At 64.7% G+C, this 16,854-nt stretch carries 14 protein-coding genes; 5 read left to right on the forward strand and 9 right to left on the reverse strand.

The genetic code is table 11. The annotated features are described in order from the left end of the window. Positions 1 to 136: 136 nt before the first annotated feature. Entirely contained in the window at positions 137 to 1,507 is a 1,371-nt protein-coding gene (locus tag ADIAG_RS12855; protein WP_007271816.1) for a class II 3-deoxy-7-phosphoheptulonate synthase, read from the reverse strand. 116 nt (positions 1,508 to 1,623) lie between these two features. After that, positions 1,624 to 2,331 (reverse strand): lysophospholipid acyltransferase family protein, encoded by a 708-nt coding sequence (locus tag ADIAG_RS12860; protein ID WP_007271817.1) that lies wholly within the window; start codon positions 2,329 to 2,331, stop codon positions 1,624 to 1,626. A 248-nt stretch (positions 2,332 to 2,579) separates the two neighbouring features. Between ADIAG_RS12860 and ADIAG_RS12865 the strand changes: the two genes are divergently transcribed. From ADIAG_RS12865 to ADIAG_RS12875, 3 genes are all read left to right on the forward strand, one after another. Beyond that, entirely contained in the window at positions 2,580 to 3,347 is a 768-nt protein-coding gene (locus ADIAG_RS12865) for an alpha/beta hydrolase (RefSeq protein WP_007271818.1), read from the forward strand. Next, positions 3,344 to 3,847 carry a hypothetical protein gene (locus ADIAG_RS12870; protein ID WP_007271819.1) on the forward strand — a complete coding sequence of 168 codons (504 nt, stop codon included), beginning with the start codon at positions 3,344 to 3,346 and terminating at the stop codon, positions 3,845 to 3,847. The genes ADIAG_RS12865 and ADIAG_RS12870 overlap by 4 nt, the downstream gene beginning before the upstream one ends. A 207-nt stretch (positions 3,848 to 4,054) precedes the next feature. Continuing rightward, a complete protein-coding gene (locus tag ADIAG_RS12875; RefSeq protein WP_043474968.1) occupies positions 4,055 to 5,869 on the forward strand; it encodes an AMP-dependent synthetase/ligase in 1,815 nt (604 codons plus the stop codon). 169 nt (positions 5,870 to 6,038) lie between these two features. Here ADIAG_RS12875 and ADIAG_RS12880 read toward each other — a convergent pair whose 3' ends face one another. From ADIAG_RS12880 to ADIAG_RS12890, 3 genes are all read right to left on the reverse strand, one after another. Then, positions 6,039 to 7,451, reverse strand: coding sequence for a mycothione reductase (locus ADIAG_RS12880; protein ID WP_007271821.1), 1,413 nt, complete (start codon positions 7,449 to 7,451; stop codon positions 6,039 to 6,041). A 6-nt stretch (positions 7,452 to 7,457) separates the two neighbouring features. Next, on the reverse strand, positions 7,458 to 8,396 hold the full coding sequence (locus ADIAG_RS12885) for a hypothetical protein (protein WP_152426156.1): 939 nt from the start codon (positions 8,394 to 8,396) through the stop codon (positions 7,458 to 7,460). A 206-nt stretch (positions 8,397 to 8,602) separates the two neighbouring features. Continuing rightward, positions 8,603 to 12,052 carry a pyruvate carboxylase gene (locus tag ADIAG_RS12890; protein WP_007271823.1) on the reverse strand — a complete coding sequence of 1,150 codons (3,450 nt, stop codon included), beginning with the start codon at positions 12,050 to 12,052 and terminating at the stop codon, positions 8,603 to 8,605. 278 nt (positions 12,053 to 12,330) lie between these two features. Between ADIAG_RS12890 and ADIAG_RS12895 the strand changes: the two genes are divergently transcribed. Beyond that, a complete protein-coding gene (locus ADIAG_RS12895; protein WP_043474970.1) occupies positions 12,331 to 13,149 on the forward strand; it encodes a ParA family protein in 819 nt (272 codons plus the stop codon). Between the two features lie 220 nt (positions 13,150 to 13,369). On the opposite strand, the gene ADIAG_RS12900 is transcribed toward ADIAG_RS12895, so the two are convergent. From ADIAG_RS12900 to ADIAG_RS12915, 4 genes are all read right to left on the reverse strand, one after another. Continuing rightward, positions 13,370 to 13,951 carry a MerR family transcriptional regulator gene (locus ADIAG_RS12900; RefSeq protein WP_007271826.1) on the reverse strand — a complete coding sequence of 194 codons (582 nt, stop codon included), beginning with the start codon at positions 13,949 to 13,951 and terminating at the stop codon, positions 13,370 to 13,372. A 188-nt stretch (positions 13,952 to 14,139) separates the two neighbouring features. Continuing rightward, positions 14,140 to 14,622, reverse strand: a complete 483-nt coding sequence (locus tag ADIAG_RS12905; protein ID WP_007271827.1) for a bifunctional nuclease family protein — start codon at positions 14,620 to 14,622, stop codon at positions 14,140 to 14,142. Positions 14,623 to 14,669: 47 nt separating this feature from the next. After that, on the reverse strand, positions 14,670 to 15,419 hold the full coding sequence (gene ftsR / locus ADIAG_RS12910) for a transcriptional regulator FtsR (RefSeq protein WP_007271828.1): 750 nt from the start codon (positions 15,417 to 15,419) through the stop codon (positions 14,670 to 14,672). A 13-nt stretch (positions 15,420 to 15,432) separates the two neighbouring features. Beyond that, positions 15,433 to 15,897 carry an FHA domain-containing protein gene (locus ADIAG_RS12915; protein ID WP_007271829.1) on the reverse strand — a complete coding sequence of 155 codons (465 nt, stop codon included), beginning with the start codon at positions 15,895 to 15,897 and terminating at the stop codon, positions 15,433 to 15,435. Positions 15,898 to 16,068: 171 nt separating this feature from the next. Between ADIAG_RS12915 and ADIAG_RS12920 the strand changes: the two genes are divergently transcribed. Further along, complete coding sequence (locus ADIAG_RS12920; protein ID WP_007271830.1) at positions 16,069 to 16,746, forward strand: Sec-independent protein translocase family protein; 678 nt, start codon at positions 16,069 to 16,071, stop codon at positions 16,744 to 16,746. Positions 16,747 to 16,854: the final 108 nt, after the last annotated feature.

Consider the following 16,854-nt stretch of genomic DNA (forward strand, 5'->3'; position numbering starts at 1 on the left):
GGCAAGCCCGGGATAGCTGAAGTTCACGCCGCGGCGCAGAGGAAGCAGAGCAGAAATGCCGAAGGCCGGGTTATTTTCCCAGTAGCTACCGGGGGAAATAACCTGGCCTTCGTACGTATAAACGGGGCTGTGAGCCCTAGCTCTGGATCCCGCGCTTGGCCAAGGCCCCGGAGACCAGGAAGGCCATTTCCAGGGACTGCTTGTGGTTCAGTCGCGGATCGCAGACCGACTCGTAGAGGTCGTCGAACTGTTCCTGGCGGATCGGATCGGCGCCACCGAGGCACTCGGCCACGTCGTCGCCGGTCATTTCCACGTGCAGGCCGCCGGGGTAGGTGCCCAACGAATCGTGGACCTCGAAGAAGCCGCGGACCTCGTCCATGACGTCGTCGAACTTACGGGTCTTGTAGCCGTTTTCGCTGGTCACGGTGTTTCCGTGCATCGGGTCGGTGACCCAGAGGACCTGCGCCCCGGATTCGGTGACCTTCTGGACCAGATTCGGCAGCTTCTCGCGGATGTTCTTCGCACCCATGCGAGTGATGAAGGTCAGGCGGCCCGGCTCGCGGTTCGGGTCCAGCTTCTCGATGAGCGCCAGGGCGTCCTCGGGAGTGGTGTTCGGGCCGAGCTTGACGCCGATCGGGTTGCGCACCCGGGACAGGAAGTCCACGTGGGCGCCGTCGAGCTGGCGCGTGCGCTCACCGATCCACAGGAAGTGACCCGAGGTGTCGTAGGGCTGCGAGGTGCGTGAGTCGGTGCGGGTCAGCGCCCGCTCGTAGTCCAGCAGCAGGGCCTCGTGGGAAGCGAAGAACTCGGTGCGCTTCAGCGCCTCGAAGTCCGCCCCGCAGGCGTCCATGAACCGCACGGCGCGGTCGATCTCTCCGGCCAGCTGCTCGTAGGCGGTGTGGGCCGGGTTGGCCATGAAGCCCTTGTTCCAGGAGTGTACCGAGCGCAGGTCGGCGAAGCCACCCTGGGTGAAGGCGCGGATCAGGTTCAGCGTGGAGGAGGAGGTGTTGTAGGCCTCGACCATGCGGCGCGGATCGTGTGCCCGGGACTCGGGGGTGAAGTCGAAGCCGTTGACGATCTCGCCCCGGAACGCCGGAAGCGTCACCCCATCGCGGGTCTCGTCGTTGGAGGAACGCGGCTTGGCGAACTGCCCGGCCATGCGTCCCATCTTGATCACCGGCATCGAGGCGCCGTAGGTCAGCACCACCGCCATCTGCAAGATGGTCTTCACCCGTGCGGAGATCTTGTCGGCGGTCGCCCCGGCGAAGGTCTCGGCGCAGTCGCCACCCTGCAACAGGAACGCCTTGCCCTGGGCCGCAGCGGCAAGCCGCTCGCGCAATACGTCGACCTCGCCGGCGAAGACCAGCGGCGGGCGCGAGCCTAGCTCGGCGATGGACTCGGCATAGTGGGCATGCTCGCTCCACGTCGGCTGCTGGGCAATCGGCAGGGTGCGCCAGATGTCCAGGTCGGGGTCGGCTGCGGGGCCGGCCGGGGATCGTCCGGGCATTGAGGAAGTTGAAGATAGCTGAGTCACCCTTCAAGAGTAAACCGCCTAGCCTTCACCGCGGCATTCCGGGCGTAACTCACGACGCGATCGAGTTCACAGTCCCGGAAGCCGGGGTACTACTTCTTCTTGCCGGCTTCGCGGCGTTGGGCATCGAGCTTGGCCTTGACCGTGGCCGCGTAGGTGTCGACGTATTCCTGCCCGGACAGGCGCATGATCGCGTACATGATCTCGTCGGTGACCGAGCGCTGCACGAAGCGGTCCTCGCTCATCCCCGCGTAGCGGGAGAAGTCCAGTGGTTCACCGATGATCATGCCCACGCGGCGGATGTTGGGCATGCGTTTGCCGATGGGCTGGACCTTGTCGGTGCCGATCATCGCCACCGGGATCACCGGCACTCCCGCCTGCAGGGCCAGCTTGGCGACGCCGAGCTTGCCACGATGAAGACGCCCGTCGGGGCTGCGGGTGCCCTCGGGGTAGATCCCCAGCAGGGATCCGTCGACCAAGGCTTGTGCCCCGGCCCCCAGCGAGTTGGCACTGGCGGCCCCGCCGGAACGGTCCATCGGGATCTGATTGATCATGCGGAAGAACCAGGCGGTGAGCCTGCCCTTGGGGCCCTTGCCGGTGAAATAGTCCATCTTGGCCAGGAAGATCACGGTGCGGTCCACTGCCACCGGCAGGAAAATCGAGTCGGAGACCGAGAGGTGGTTGCTGGCCAGGATTGCGCCGCCGGAGGAGGGGATGTTTTCGATGCCCTTCACCCAGGGACGGAACAACACGTTGACCATCGGTCCGACGATGAACCGCTTCATGAATTGGTAAAACATGTGACGTGTTGTGCCTTCCGGGCCGGGTGATCGTGCGGGGCGTCGTACATCGGCTCTCCCCATTCTCCGGCGCCCCAGGGTGCGGGGACGGGGCGTGCCCGGAGGGGAAAACATGGTTCTCGGTTAGGCTCTAACTGTAGGCAAAACAATGCCATCGGTCACGCTGGACGCGGTACACGCACCACAGCGGTTCTCCCGAGGGCGGCTTTCGCCGCAATATCTCGTCTTCAGCCAGGAGCAGTCATCACATGGCACAACCACCAGCATCCGCCGACCCCAACGCACCGTACACCCATCAGGGCAGCAACGGGGATGCGGTGTTGGTGATCCATGGGTTCACCGCCGGACCGGCAGGCATGATGCCCTGGGCGCACGCCTTTGCCGCGGCAGGCTACTCGGTCCGGGTCCCACTACTTCCGGGACACGGAACCAGCTGGCAGGATCTCGCCGCCACCAAGCACAGCGAGATCCTCGACGCGGTCCGCCAGGCCCATGCAGAACTTGCCGCGACCCACGCACGCGTGTTTGTTGCCGGGCTGTCGATGGGCGGGGCACTGGCCCTGAACCTGGCCTCGACCCATGAGGTCGCTGCCCTGGCCCTGGTGAATCCCGGGTTGACCATCGCCTCCCCGCTGGCCCGGTTCACCGGGTTGCTGCGCTTCGTGGTGCCCAGCCTGGCGGGAATCTCCAACGACATCGCCAAGCCCGGCGGCGACGAGCATGCCTATGCCCGCACCCCGGTGGCCGGGGTGCACCAGCTGCGCAGACTCTTCAGATCCACCATCGCCGCGCTGGGGTCCATCACCGCACCGGTGATCGTCTTCCGCTCGGACGCCGACCATGTGGTGCCCGAATCCAGTCTGGAGGTGCTGCGCGACGGGCTTGATGAGAGTGTCCACCTTGAGGTGAAACGGTTGACGCGCAGCTATCATGTGGCCACGCTTGATTACGAGGCGCAAGAGATCTTTGCCCGTTCCATCGAGTTCTTCCAGGAAGTGGACACCAGCAGGCCATGACCAACCCGTTTCACGAGCCGGCCGAATCCGGCGATTCCGACGATTCCGTGTGGGAGGACTTGGTGCGCCGCCTCGAGGCGGACCCGACCGATCCCCGCAGCCCCGCCACCCCGGGCTCCCCCACGCCGGAAAACCCCGGCACCCCGGGTGCACCCGACGCTTCCTCAGTCCCCGCACCGAGGCCGGTGGATCCGCAGCTGTTTAGGATGCACCCGGCGCTCACCGGTCCGCGGGACTACGAAGCACCCGAGGACACCGACGATGGGGAGTTCATCCCGGAGGTTCCACCGGCCCTGGGATCGGGCAACCCGCTGCTGAACCTGGCGTGGGTCTGTGCTGCCGGGGCACCCATCGCCCTGGTGCTGCTGACGATCTTCTGGCGCCGAGCACCGGCGCCACTGTGGGTGGGCCTGGTCGCCATCGCCGTTGCTGCGGCAATATTCCTCTTCGCCAGGCTGCCGCGCCATCGTCACGACGGCGACGACGGCGCCCGCGTGTAACTCCGGCGACGGGGTGCGTGCTGGCACCGATTTTTCTTCTGGCACCGAGACGGGGCGCGGCGATTGTTGCGAAGAGTGACGAATACCCGTAAGTTACTAGTGAGTACGCACTGTGACCCGAACCACTATGATGGGTGATGAGGGGAGCAACGGGGAATGTTCCTGCCGGAGCGCATGAATCCCCACCCGGAACCGAAGGAGCGCAAAATGCAGGAAATCTCGATCCCTCCACTGGTGGAGAACCCACCAGAAACCAACATCACCGACCTGCTCCTGCGCCATGCACGCTCCGCCGCCGATCCGGCGCTGCTGGCCAAGCCGGGCCCGGACGGAACGTGGATCGACATCCCCGCCTCGGAGTTCGCCGCCGACGCCTCGGCGCTGGCCAAGGGCTTCATCGCCTCCGGCATCGAACCGGGGGCACGCATCGGGCTGATGGCACGCACCCGCTACGAGTGGACCCTGGTGGACTTCGCCATTTGGTTCGCCGGCTGCGTCACCGTCCCGGTCTATGAGACCTCCTCCCCCAGTCAGGTCGCCTGGATCCTGGGCGACTCCCACGCGGTTGCCGCAGTGGTCGAGGCCCCACGCCATGAGAACGTCGTGCGTCAGGCCGCCCACCAGGAAGGCTTGGACGAGGTAGCCCACGTCTGGCAGATCGAGGGCAACGGCCTCGATGCGCTACGCGACGCCGGAAAGGACGTCGACGACGCGGTCTTGGAGGAGCGTCGAAGCGCGGCAGGACTGGACTCGCTGGCCACCATCATCTACACCTCCGGAACCACCGGGCGGCCCAAGGGCTGCGAACTGACGCACTCGAACTTCGTGGAGCTCAGCGACAACGCCGCTGCTTCGCTTCCCGATGTGGTCTTCCCGGGAGCAGCCACCATCATGTTCCTGCCGCTGGCCCACGTCTTCGCCAGGTATATTTCGGTGCTCGCCGTGGCCGGCGGGGTCAAGGTGGCTCACACCGCCGATGTGAAGAACCTGCTGCCTGACCTGCAGTCCTTCCAGCCGAACTTCATCCTCGCGGTGCCCCGAGTCTTCGAGAAGGTCTACAACTCCTCGATGCTCAAGGCCGAGGACGGCGGCAAGGGCAAGATCTTCCACGCCGGTTCGGACGTCGCCATCGCTTTCTCCCGCGCCGAGCAGGACGGTAAGGTCCCGCTGGGCCTGAAGCTCAAGCACATGCTCTTCGATAAGCTGCTGTACGGCAAGATTCGTGCGGCGATGGGTGGCAAGGTCGTGCACGCGGTCTCCGGCGGCGCCCCGCTGGGCGAACGACTGGGACACTTCTTCCACGGCATCGGCCTCACGGTACTGGAGGGCTACGGGCTGACCGAGACCACCGCCCCGATCACCGTGAACACCCCGACCCAGCTGAAGATCGGCTCCGTGGGCCGGCCGCTGCCGGGCAACGCCGTGAAGATCGCCCAGGACGGGGAAATCCTGGCCAAGGGCTTCTGTGTGATGCGCGGCTACTACAACCGCCCGGATCTGGACGAGGAAACCTTTGCCGATGGCTGGTTCCGCACCGGGGACATCGGCGAGCTGGACGACGAGGGCTTCCTGCGCATCACCGGGCGCAAGAAGGAAATCATCATCACCGCCAGCGGCAAGAACGTCATCCCGGCGCTGCTCGAGGACCAGATCCGTGCCGATCCGCTGGTCTCCCAGTGTCTGGTCGTCGGCGACGCCCGCCCGTTCATCGCCGCACTGGTCACCCTCGATGCCGAGGCGCTGCCGGGCTGGCTGGAGCGCCACAAGCTACCTGCCGGCACCACCGTGGCCCAGGCCTCCGAGCTGCCGCAGGTCCGCGACGCGATCGCCGCGCTGGTTCAAAAGGCCAACACCACCGTCTCGCGGGCCGAAGCCATCAAGGAGTTCCGCATCGTGCCCACCGACTTCACCGAGGACTCGGGCCACCTGACCCCGTCGCTGAAGATCAAGCGCGGCCAGGTGCTCAAGGACTACGAGTCGGTGCTTGAGGACATCTACTCGGGAGCCAAGCCCCGCGCCTAGCACCTGGTGAGCGGCAGCAAAGTGCCGTGGGGGTGGACACCGGATGGTGTCCACCCCCACGGCACTTTTGTGTGTACTGACCCCTGGCGGTGCTGCCCGGATCCCGGCTCTCAGGGATGCCCTGGATACCCGGGATGTCCAGGATGCCCGAGATGCGCGAGGGGAATCCCTACAGCGGGTCGGAGTCGCGCGCCGGAATCTGCAGTGACAGCAGCGCGTTTTCCACGACCTCGCTCAGTGCCGGATGGATCCAGAACGGTCCACGGGCCATGGTGTTCACCTCCAGGTTCATGCTCATCGCCTGGATCAGCGGCTGGATCAGCAGTGCGGCCTCGTGCCCCATCAGGTGCGCCCCGAGCAGCAACCCGGTCTCGCGGTGGGCCAGCAGCTTTACGATGCCTTCTTCGTCCTCCATCGCCCAGCCGTAGGCGGTGGATCCGTAGTCCTGGATGACCGAGCACACCGCATCGCCGTGCTGGGCCCTCGCTTGGGCCTCGGTGGCACCCACGTAAGCGATCTGCGGGTTGGTGAACACCGCCGCGGGCACAAAGCGCCGGTCCATCGGGCGCATGGCGTCGGGATGCTGCAGATTGTGGATCAGCACGCGGGCCTCGCGGTTGGCCACATGCTTGAGCTGCTCGGTGTTTGCCGCGTCGCCCAACCCGAAGATCCCGGGCACCGGCTCGCCGTCGGCCAGCACCCGCTGGTAGTCATCGACCACCAGCGATCCGTCCTCGCGCAGATCGAAGCCCAGCTGCGCGACGCCCAACGCGTCGGTATTGGGCGTGCGCCCCGTGGCCACCAGCACCACGTCGGCTTCCAGCGTCAGGGGTGCGCCGTCCTGCTCAAATTCCAGCTGCAGCCCACCGTCATGCTCGCTGATCCGGCGCAGGTCCGCGTCGAGTTCCACGCGCCAACGTGCGGCGGCCGCGGTGGTGAAGGCGGCGGAGATATCGGCATCCAGTTGGCGCATCAAGGCACCGGAGCGGTTCACTTGCACGACCTCGGAGCCCAGTGCGGCGAACACCGCGGCGAACTCACTGGCAATGTAGCCACCGCCCAGGATCACCAGGCGCTTAGGCAGTTCCGCCAGGCGCATGATGGTGTCCGAGGTGTGGACGCCGGGCAGGCTGATGCCCGGGACCTCGGGAAGGACGGCGCGCGAACCGGTGGCGATGACGATCTTGTCGGCGGTGATGGATTCGCCGCTGGCGGTGCGCAGCTCGTGCTCGGAGACGAAGGAGACGTGCTCGGTGTAGAGCGTGACGTTCTCCAGCTCGTGGGCGCGGTAGTTCTTCCCGGCTTCCGAGATGGCATCGATGCGCCCGAAAATCCTGTCGCGGATCCCCGCCCAGTCGGCGCCCTCGAACTTCAGCTCCACCCCCAGGGCCTTGGCCTGGGTGACGGAGGCAGCAAGCTGGCCCGGGTAGACAAACATCTTGGTGGGGATGCAGCCAACGTTCAGGCAGGTGCCGCCGAAGATGCCGGCGTCGATGATCGCCACCTTCTGGGTGTCCCAGTACTCGGTGATCAGCGAGTTGCCGGAGCCGGAGCCGATGATGGCCAGGTCGTAGTGTGCCATAGGTATTTAGTGCTCCTGGATGAGGGTGGTGAGTTCGTCGATGAGGTGGGCCAGCGCGTGGCGCGCGGCGCGGCGTGGCGCCCGTTCGCTGGTGCGCGGCAGGCTGAGGGCCGGGTCAAAGGGCAGCAGGACCACGGGTCGGGACAGATCGGCCGGCAGCTGCACCGGCCCACCCTCGCCGGTGCTCCGATTCAGCACGAAGATGGTGCGTTCGGGCAGCGAGGGGCGGTTGTTGAGCTCGAGCCATTCCAGCCTTTCACCCAGTTCTTGGGTGACTTCCGCTTCCGCGGGGGCGATGAGCAGCAGCGCGTCGGTGTCGGTGAGCATTCCTAAAAACGCCGCGCGCATCAGCCCGGGGCCCGCGGTCCGGATCTGCCACCCCCGCCCACCGACACGGCCTTCCAGCGCCGCGCAGAGGGTCTTGGCCCCGGAGTGCGGCACCAGGGAAACAATCGTGATGACCTTTTGTTCCCGGACTGCAGGATCGGGCATGCCGGTGCGCTCGGCTACTGTCTCCGGGGTGAGAATCTCGGGGATGAGCGTTTCCGGCTCGTTGGCAGCTGCGGGGGCCACGGTGTCTTCGGAGGTGGCCGAAGCCGCATCGGGCCCGGCCACGGAGTCTTCGGTCGCTTCGCTGTTGCCTGCGGCATCAGCACTGGCAAGATCATTCTCGGAAGGAGGCACCGGCACAGGCTCCGCTTCGTCGGCGGAGCGTGGCTCGGGCTGCGGCTCGGGAATCGTGGCTTCATCCGTTGCTCCGGGCGCGGAGGCAGCCGGAAGTTCAACGCCAGGCTCAGCGGCCTGTTCTTGGTCCGGGGCTACCTCGTACGTTGGATCGTGCGCCGCGGCTGGGGCGGGGGTCGGCGGACTCGGGTCAACTGGTTGGTGCACTACTCCGGGCTGCCCGGGACCTTGCTCGGCCCGACGCGCGAGCCATCGTGCCATGAATCCTGTCCGTTTGCCGGCCATGTTCCTCATCCCCGTTCCGGGGCGTTCCGTCTCCGGTGCGCCGCCGCCTAGATCTTGCCCAGTGGTGCATCCTCGGGCATCTCGCACAATAACATGCAAATACGGATGGACCCGGCCACCACCTGCCCGTGAGAGCGGTGGCGACCGGGCCCATTGCCCGTTCGTTGACCGTGTGGCCGGTATTATGCCGGATCGATGACCATCAGCAGATCGCCACCTTGCACCTGTGCGGTGCCGGAGATCGCCAGGCGGGCGACGGTTCCTGCCACCGTAGAGGTGATGCCAGCTTCCATCTTCATCGCCTCGATGCTCGCGACCGTGCCACCGACCTCGATCCGGTCACCGACGGCCACCTGCGGGGTGACCGCACCGGCAAACGGTGCTGCGATGTGGTTCGGGTCGGCCGAATCGGCCTTCTCCGCGACAATGACCGTGGATTCGACCGAGGTATCGCGCACCATCAGCTGACGGGACTGGCCGTTGAGCAGCACCGTCACGGTGCGCAGGCCCTTCTCGTCGGCCTCGGAGATCGACTGCAGGATCACCAGCAGGCGCACGCCCTTGCCCAGCGAGACCACATGTTCGCGGCCCTTGACCAGCCCGTAGAGGTAGTCGCGGGTGTGCAGCGTGGAGACATCCCCGTAGGCTTCGACCGTGGCGGCGAATTCACGGGTCGGGCCGGCAAAGAGCAGACGGTTCAGCGTGCTGCGGCGGGTGTCCGAATCGGCTTCCAGCGCGGCTGAGTCCTCGGCGGCCAGTTCCTCGACGTGCGGACGCACAACGCGGCCTTCCAGCGCCTTGGAGCGGAAGGGCTCGGGCCAGCCGCCCGGAGGGTTGCCCAGTTCCCCGGAGAGGAACTGAATGACCGAGTCCGGGATGTCGAAGGACTTCGGGTCCGCCGCGAACTCGTCGGGATCCACGCCCATGCCCACCATGGCCAGGGCCAAATCGCCGACCACCTTGGAGGACGGGGTGACCTTCACCAGGCGGCCCAGGATGCGGTTGGCCGCGGTGTACATGTCTTCGATGGCTTCGAAGCGCTCCCCCAGACCCAACGCGATGGCCTGCTGACGCAGGTTGGAGAGCTGGCCTCCGGGGATCTCGTGCCGGTAGACCCGTCCGGTCGGGGCGGCAAGCCCGGATTCGAACGGCGCGTACATGGCACGCACCGATTCCCAGTACGGTTCCAGGGAAGCGGCAGCATCCAGGGAGATGCCGGTGTCGCGTTCGGTGTTCTCCAACGCGGCAACCAGTGCCGAGGACGAGGGCTGGGAGGTGGTCCCGGCCATCGAGGCCGCGGCGACGTCCACGGCGTCCACGCCCGCATCGATTGCGGCCATGAGCGTTGCCAGCTGGCCGCCGGCGGTATCATGGGTGTGCAGGTGCACCGGCAGGTCGAAGCGTTCGCGCAGCGCGGTGACCAGCTTGGCAGCGGCGGCGGGACGCAACAGCCCTGCCATGTCCTTGATCGCCAGGATGTGCGCCCCGGCATCGACGATCTGCTGCGCCAACTCCAGGTAGTAGTCCAGCGTGTACAGGTCCTCGGCGGGGTCCAGCAGGTTGCCGGTGTAGCACAGGGCCACCTCGGCCACCGCGGTACCCGTGGCACGCACCGCCTTGATGGCCGGGGCCATCTGCGAGACGTCGTTCAGCGCGTCGAAGATCCGGAAGATGTCGATGCCTGTGGCAGCGGCTTCCTTCACGAACGCGTCAGTGACCTCGGTCGGGTACGGGGTGTAGCCCACGGTGTTGCGTCCACGCAGCAGCATCTGCAACGGGATGTTGGGCAGCTCGGCACGCAGCAGCGCCAGGCGCTTCCACGGGTCCTCGCCCAGGAAGCGCAGCGACACGTCGTACGTCGCCCCGCCCCAGACCTCCATGGAGAACAGCTGCGGCAGCACATGCGCGTAGGCCGGTGCCGCGGCCAGCAGGTCTCGGGTTCGCACCCGGGTGGCCAACAGCGACTGGTGGGCGTCGCGGAACGTGGTGTCGGTGACCGCGACAGCGGTCTCCGCGCGCAGGGCCTTTGCGAAGCCTTCCGGGCCCAGCTCCAGCAGCCGCTGGCGCCAGCCGGCCGGCGGTGTCTGGTCCGAGGGACCGTCAAACGGGCTGCGCTCGGGCTGCGAGGCCTTGTCCCCGGGGAAGGATGGCAGCTTCTTGCGCGGATCGATGCCGTCAACACGATCGCCGTGGGGCTGGTTGACCGTCACATCGGCCAGGAACGAGAGCGCCTTGGTGCCGCGGTCCTGTGATTTCCGGCCGGCCAGCAGCTCGGGGTGGGTGTCGATGAAGTCTGTTGCTGCCTCGCCGGCCAAGAAGGTCGGATCGTCAAGCACGTTCATCAGGAACGGGATGTTCGTGGTCACGCCGCGGATGCGGAATTCGGCCAGGGCACGCCGCAGGCGGGCCGTGGCCGTGGAGAAGTCGCGGCCACGGCAGGTGAGCTTGACCAACATCGAGTCGAAGTGCGGGGAGACTTCGGCGCCGGTGTAGATGGTGCCGCCGTCGAGGCGCACCCCCGAACCGCCGGCGGAACGGTAAACCGTGATGGTTCCGACATCCGGGCGGAAGCCGTTGGCCGGGTCCTCGGTGGTGATGCGGGATTGCAGGGCGACGCCACGGATCTGCAGCTCGTCCTGGCGGATATCGAGTTCGTCCAGGGTCGCGCCGGCGGCAATGCGCATCTGCGCCTGCACCAGGTCGACATCGGTGATTTCCTCGGTGACCGTGTGCTCGACCTGGATGCGCGGGTTCATCTCGATGAACACGTGCTGTCCGGCGCGTTCGCCCACGGTGTCCACCAGGAACTCCACGGTTCCGGCGTTTTGGTAGTTCAGTGCCTTGGCGAACTTGACCGCGTCGGCGTAGAGGGCCTGGCGGATGGACTCGTCCAGGTTTGGTGCCGGGGCGATCTCGATGACCTTCTGGTGGCGGCGCTGCAAGGAGCAATCACGCTCAAAGAGGTGCACGACGTTGCCGTGCTCATCGGCGAGGATCTGCACTTCGATGTGGCGCGGGCGCAGCACTGCCTGTTCAACGAACATCGTGTCATCGCCAAAAGCGCTTGCGGCTTCGCGCATTGCTGCGGAGAGCGATTCGGCCAGTTGGTCGCGGGTGTCCACGCGGCGCATGCCGCGGCCGCCGCCGCCGGCGACTGCCTTGACGAAGACCGGGAAACCGATCTTGTCGGCTTCTGCGCTGAGGTATTCGACATCGGAGCTGGGCTCCGAAGACTCCAGGACGGGAATGCCCGCCGCACGGGCGGAGCGCAGGGCCTCCACCTTGTTTCCCGCCATTTCAAGGATTTCGGCCGCCGGGCCGATGAACTTGATGCCAGCTTCCGCCGCTGCGCGTGAAAGATCGGGGTTCTCGGCCAAGAATCCGTAGCCCGGGTAGATGGCGTCCGCGCCGGCTTCCTTGGCGACCCGGATGACTTCTTCGGCATCCAGGTAGGCCCTGACCGGGTGTCCTTCTTCACCGATCTGGTAGGCCTCATCGGCCTTCTGGCGGTGGATCGAATTACGATCCTCGTACGGGTAAACGGCGACGGTCTTCGCGCCCAGCTCGTAGCCGGCGCGGAAGGCGCGAATAGCGATCTCGCCGCGGTTGGCTACCAAGATCTTCTTAAACATGGCGCTCCTGCCAAATGATAAAAGGATGAAGTCATGCGGGTTCTGGGTATGAACCCGCGGCTGAAAGGGAGTGGGCATCGATGCTCTGGCGCCCCAAATCCACACCCTACCGTGATCGGCCGCACGTGCGGCAAAAGATTGCGCGGGGTACGAAACAGTGGTGTCAAAGGACCGTTGACGACCGTGGCGGCAAAGAACACGGAACCCGATTATGATGTTATGGGAACCAAACAATTAGACGCGAGCAACTAACAGTAGAAAAGGGCGTGGTCCGTTCCGTGCAGGTAGTGAGCATTAGCAGCCTTAAAGGTGGCGTAGGGAAGACCTCCGTTACATTGGGGCTTGCTTCGGCCGCCCTAGCAGCTGGTATCCCCACACTGGTCATCGATTTGGATCCGCATGCAGATGCCAGCACGGGTCTGGGTGTCAGAGCGGATGGGAAGATGACCATCGGAAGGATGCTCAAGGCTGCGCGCAGGGCGAATTTGTCCGACAACATCGTTTCCAGCTCTTGGCAGGCCAAGGCCGCATCCAAGCGTTCGTTGACCCGAATTCCGGTGCTCGACGTTGCAGTGGGCGATGCCTATACCGGGATTTACGATCGTCCCGACCTGCGGGCCCGAGACCTGCGCCGACTGACTCAGCTGCTGGCCAAGACTTCCGGCTACTCACTGGTGCTCATCGACTGCCCGCCCTCCCTGAACGGGTTGACCCGGATGGCGTGGACCGCCAGCGACCGCATCCTGCTGGTGGCCGAGCCGTCATTGTTCTCCGTCGCCGGCACCGAACGCACCCAGCGAGCCCTGGAAATGTTCCGCAAGGAATACTCTCCGGGCCTGGGCCGTGTCGATGTGGTCGCCAACCGTGTGCGCAAGGAATCCGATGAACACCGCTTCCGGCTGACCGAGATGCGTTCCATGTTCGGCAACTCGGTGCTGAGCCCCGAGCTTCCCGAGTTTGCCGACTGGCAGCAGATCCAGGGTGCCGCATATTCGGTGCACCAGTGGCCAGGTCGCCCCGCACAGAAAACCGCGAACCTCTTCGACGAGTTGCTACGTAACATCACCGAAACCGCGAAGAAGCACGCTCTCACCTAGCCAAGAAGCGCGCCGGAAGGCCACTAACCTACTATTTACGGACCGCCCCGCGGACCCGCGGATAATTCCCGGGGCCGAGGGGCGTTCGTTTGCCCTTGGCCCGGAGCATTGCCGTGGTGGTTTCTGCCCGCAGACAAAAAGAATGGGCCTCTTGCGTCCGATGCCGGTAAGGCGGCGGAGGCAAGAGGCCCATTTTCGAAAATTCGGGGCGGTTGGATCCTTAGCTAGCCGAGCGCTTCGCGGCCCGGCGCATGGCCAACTCGTCTTCTGGAAAGCTACTGGCACGTTCGCTGGGCAGCTGCGACAAGGATCCCTCAACCTCTCGCCACACGCGTCCCACGGCTATGCCGAAGACGCCCTGTCCGCCTTGGACCAGGTCGATGACCTCGTCGGCAGAGGTGCATTCGTAGACGGATGCACCATCGCTCATCAGGGTGATCTGGGCGAGGTCCTCGACCCCACGCTCACGCAGGTGTTCGACGGCTGTACGTATCTGCTGCAAGGACACACCCGTGTCCAGGAGCCGCTTGACGACCTTGAGCACCAAGATGTCACGGAACCCGTAGAGACGTTGGGAACCAGATCCCTTGGCCTCGCGAACGGCTGGTTCAACCAGTCCGGTGCGTGCCCAGTAATCGAGTTGGCGGTAGGTGATACCCGCGGCCTTGCAAACGATCGGGCCTCGGTAACCGGCGTCCTCGTCAAGCACCGGCAGGTCCTCGGTGAAGAGGAGCCCTTGGGTATTTTGATGGGACACGGCATGCCTCGGTGAGGTCGCGTGTTGGTCGTCCGTGGGATTCATTGGAATCTCCTTGCTCAAGCATCCCGCGAGGGAAGGAGGACTGCCGGGGCATGGAACGACTTCGTTACGAGTGAAACCGAATACCGTCCGAGGCAAACCTAGGGAAACTTATGCTTCGACGGTACGACTACAAAGGGTCTTCGTCAAAGACCTTCAAGCTTAACTTGAGGCGTGTCGCGGACGGTCGTCTATTTATCGAAATCTTCGGGTTCGACCTCATTGAGGAATTCGCGGAATTCCCGGACCTGGTCTTCTTCGCCCTCGCCGACCTCGGAGTCGTCTGAAACCATCACGGAGGCTTCCTGCAATACCCCTTCGTCGCAGAGGATCGGGCATTCCGCCCGTAGTGCCAGGGCGATGGCGTCCGAGGACCTTGCATCGACCCGAACCTCATCGGCAAAGACCAATTCCGCGGTGAAGACGGCGTTGAGGACCGACACGATTTCCACCCGCACCAAGGGCGCGTGCAGTGCCTGCAGCGTGGAAATCATCAGGTCGTGGGTCAGCGGTCGCGGAGGGACAAGCCCCTGTTGGAACATGGCGATGGCAGAGGCCTCGGGGGCACCGATCCAGATCGGCAGATGCCGAGCGGAGTTGAGTTCCTTGAGCAGGACAAGCGGCTGATTGGAGGGAAGTTCTATGCGAACTCCCACTACTTCAAGTTCATGCATCGTTCGCTCCTTGTTCCGTGGCCGGTCTCCAGGCCACCGCGGCCGGACTAATGATCCAATTTAGCAATCGCACCGTTGACCAGGGCACCATGCAATGCCATGCAGGCATCGCTGATTTCGCGGGCAGTCTCTGCGGCGCGGGCGCGTGAGGCCACATCTCCCCGACTCATCTGCGGGGCCACGACGCGTTCAACCAATCCCACTTCACGGTCGGCCGCTGCGCGGAAGGCGCGCAGGTGACGCGGCTCGATGCCATGCCCCGCCAGGGCCGCGGAGGCCGCAGCAATGCGCTGCGCATGTTCGTCAAAGCGATCATTTTCGGGAGTTATCATGCCGAACGCCAGGAGGTCGTCGACCAAGTCCGGGCTGGCACCGCAGAGCCCCTGCAGTTCTGCCTTGGTCACCGGACGGGTGCGTGCGGCCAGGTCCTGGGTCATCTGCTCGCTGATGCTTCGCGGAGCCAGGGTGTGGCCCCCGGGCAGCTGATCGGGACGCTCGCCGCTGTCTACGGCGTCCAGGTAGTCCTTGATGACCTTCAACGGCAGGTACTGGTCGCGTTGCAATCCGAGGATGAAACGCAGGCGCCCCACATCATCGGGCAGATACTTGCGGTACCCGGCCGAGGTGCGTTGTGGGGTCAGCAATCCTTTTTCTTCGAGAAAACGGATCTTCGACGCCGTCACCTGAGGAAACTCATCGTGGAGTTCGGACAGCACCTCGCCGATATTGAGCGCAACGGGGCGCTGGGTATCGCTGGAAACTACTGCCAGCCGCTGGTTTCGTGCTGCCTGGTTCACTACGTCGTCCTGCTTAGTCGCGGGTGTTTGCCGGGTTGTTGGGCAGGGCGTCGTAGAAGGTCAGCCGGAACTTGCCGATGCGAACTTCCGAGCCGTTGGTCAAGCGCACTGAGTCAACGCGGTCATTGTTGACGTAGGTACCATTCAACGAACCGCTATCAACGACCTTGAAGCCTTCGGCGCTACGAAGGAACTGGGCGTGCTTGCGCGATACGGTGACGTCGTCGAGGAAGACCCCTGCCTCCGGGTGGCGTCCGGCCTGCGTCATGTCCTGGTCAAGCAGGAAGCGTGCGCCGTGGTTCGGCCCCGAGTGGGCGATCAACAGGGCGGATCCTGAGGGCAAAGCGGAAACAGCGGCACGCTCTTCGGGGCTCAGGCCGTAGAAAACAACCGGTTCACGGGTCACGGGAGGCAAAGCAATTCCCGTCGTCTCCGCAGACGTTTCGTGCTGCTGGTTAGGCACCTGAGCTTCAGCCATTTCCGGTCCTCCCAAAATTCCTACTTATAATTCTCAATTAGACGTTGTCCCACCCCATATTAGGACAATCCCACTCCCACCAGATTAGCCTACTAGCCGCACACGGGTTTTCGAGCATGGAGGAGTATCTAAATCTCCATAGTTTTGGGTGCGGCATGGGAAGATGCATTTATGGATGATTCCAAGAACCACGTCCCGCGCGCAGCCGCGGATTCCCAGAAAGCTGACACCAAACCCCGCTGGGGCCGTCGCATTGGTCTGGGTGTAGCTGCCCTCGCCCTTTTAGCGATCGTCTACCTGGTGGTGCGGCTATTCCTGCCGGTTTGGTGGGCCACCCGGATCGGTAATCAGACACAGGGTTCAATCACCAGCGGCATCATCCTTGGCCTGGTTTATGGCTTCATATTTACTTTCATTCCGTTGTTCGTTGCTTGGCAGGCCCGCTACAAGAAAGTTTCGTGGCCTTGGAAGGCAGTGATCATCGGGGTGGCGGTCTTGGCCGCTACTCCGAACCTGCTGACCCTGAGCATCTACGCGAATTCGTCCGGCGCCGCGGCCAAGGCTCGTTCGATGATTGATATCAGCGCCACGTGGTTCCCGTCGTGGAGCATCGGTGGTGCGGCAGCGGCCCTGATCCTCTTCGTTGGCATCGCAGCGTTCTGGCACCTGTGGCGTTCTCGTGGCAAGAAGATGAAGGCCTTGAAGTCGGAAATCAAGACGCAGGACGATGCCCGCGACGCATCGGCCGAAACGCGGAGGCAGTCCCCGGACGCCGTTGCCGATCGCCCAGAGGCTCCCGCCGAGACCACAAGGCCCCGATCCCCCGAGCAGTCCACTGCCACCGACTAGCTAGCATCGCCGGCCGCACGCGGCCGCTGGCGCCTGACTCCACGACTCCCCCACCCCGGTGCAGGAGGTTCGCTGGGATGGGGCGCTTTTTCTTTGTCCTCGCCCCGG

The sequence above is a fragment of the Paeniglutamicibacter gangotriensis Lz1y genome, from assembly GCF_000348945.1.
In the GTDB taxonomy this organism is placed as follows: domain Bacteria; phylum Actinomycetota; class Actinomycetes; order Actinomycetales; family Micrococcaceae; genus Paeniglutamicibacter; species Paeniglutamicibacter gangotriensis.

Coding starts and splice junctions, on each gene's coding strand:
- ADIAG_RS12855 (WP_007271816.1), bottom strand. CDS start 1,507: ATGCCCGGACGATCCCCGGCCGGCCCCGCAGCCGACCCCGACCTGGAC.
- ADIAG_RS12860 (WP_007271817.1), bottom strand. CDS start 2,331: ATGTTTTACCAATTCATGAAGCGGTTCATCGTCGGACCGATGGTCAAC.
- ADIAG_RS12865 (WP_007271818.1), top strand. CDS start 2,580: ATGGCACAACCACCAGCATCCGCCGACCCCAACGCACCGTACACCCAT.
- ADIAG_RS12870 (WP_007271819.1), top strand. CDS start 3,344: ATGACCAACCCGTTTCACGAGCCGGCCGAATCCGGCGATTCCGACGAT.
- ADIAG_RS12875 (WP_043474968.1), top strand. CDS start 4,055: ATGCAGGAAATCTCGATCCCTCCACTGGTGGAGAACCCACCAGAAACC.
- ADIAG_RS12880 (WP_007271821.1), bottom strand. CDS start 7,451: ATGGCACACTACGACCTGGCCATCATCGGCTCCGGCTCCGGCAACTCG.
- ADIAG_RS12885 (WP_152426156.1), bottom strand. CDS start 8,396: ATGGCACGATGGCTCGCGCGTCGGGCCGAGCAAGGTCCCGGGCAGCCC.
- ADIAG_RS12890 (WP_007271823.1), bottom strand. CDS start 12,052: ATGTTTAAGAAGATCTTGGTAGCCAACCGCGGCGAGATCGCTATTCGC.
- ADIAG_RS12900 (WP_007271826.1), bottom strand. CDS start 13,951: ATGAATCCCACGGACGACCAACACGCGACCTCACCGAGGCATGCCGTG.
- ADIAG_RS12905 (WP_007271827.1), bottom strand. CDS start 14,622: ATGCATGAACTTGAAGTAGTGGGAGTTCGCATAGAACTTCCCTCCAAT.
- ADIAG_RS12915 (WP_007271829.1), bottom strand. CDS start 15,897: ATGGCTGAAGCTCAGGTGCCTAACCAGCAGCACGAAACGTCTGCGGAG.
- ADIAG_RS12920 (WP_007271830.1), top strand. CDS start 16,069: ATGGATGATTCCAAGAACCACGTCCCGCGCGCAGCCGCGGATTCCCAG.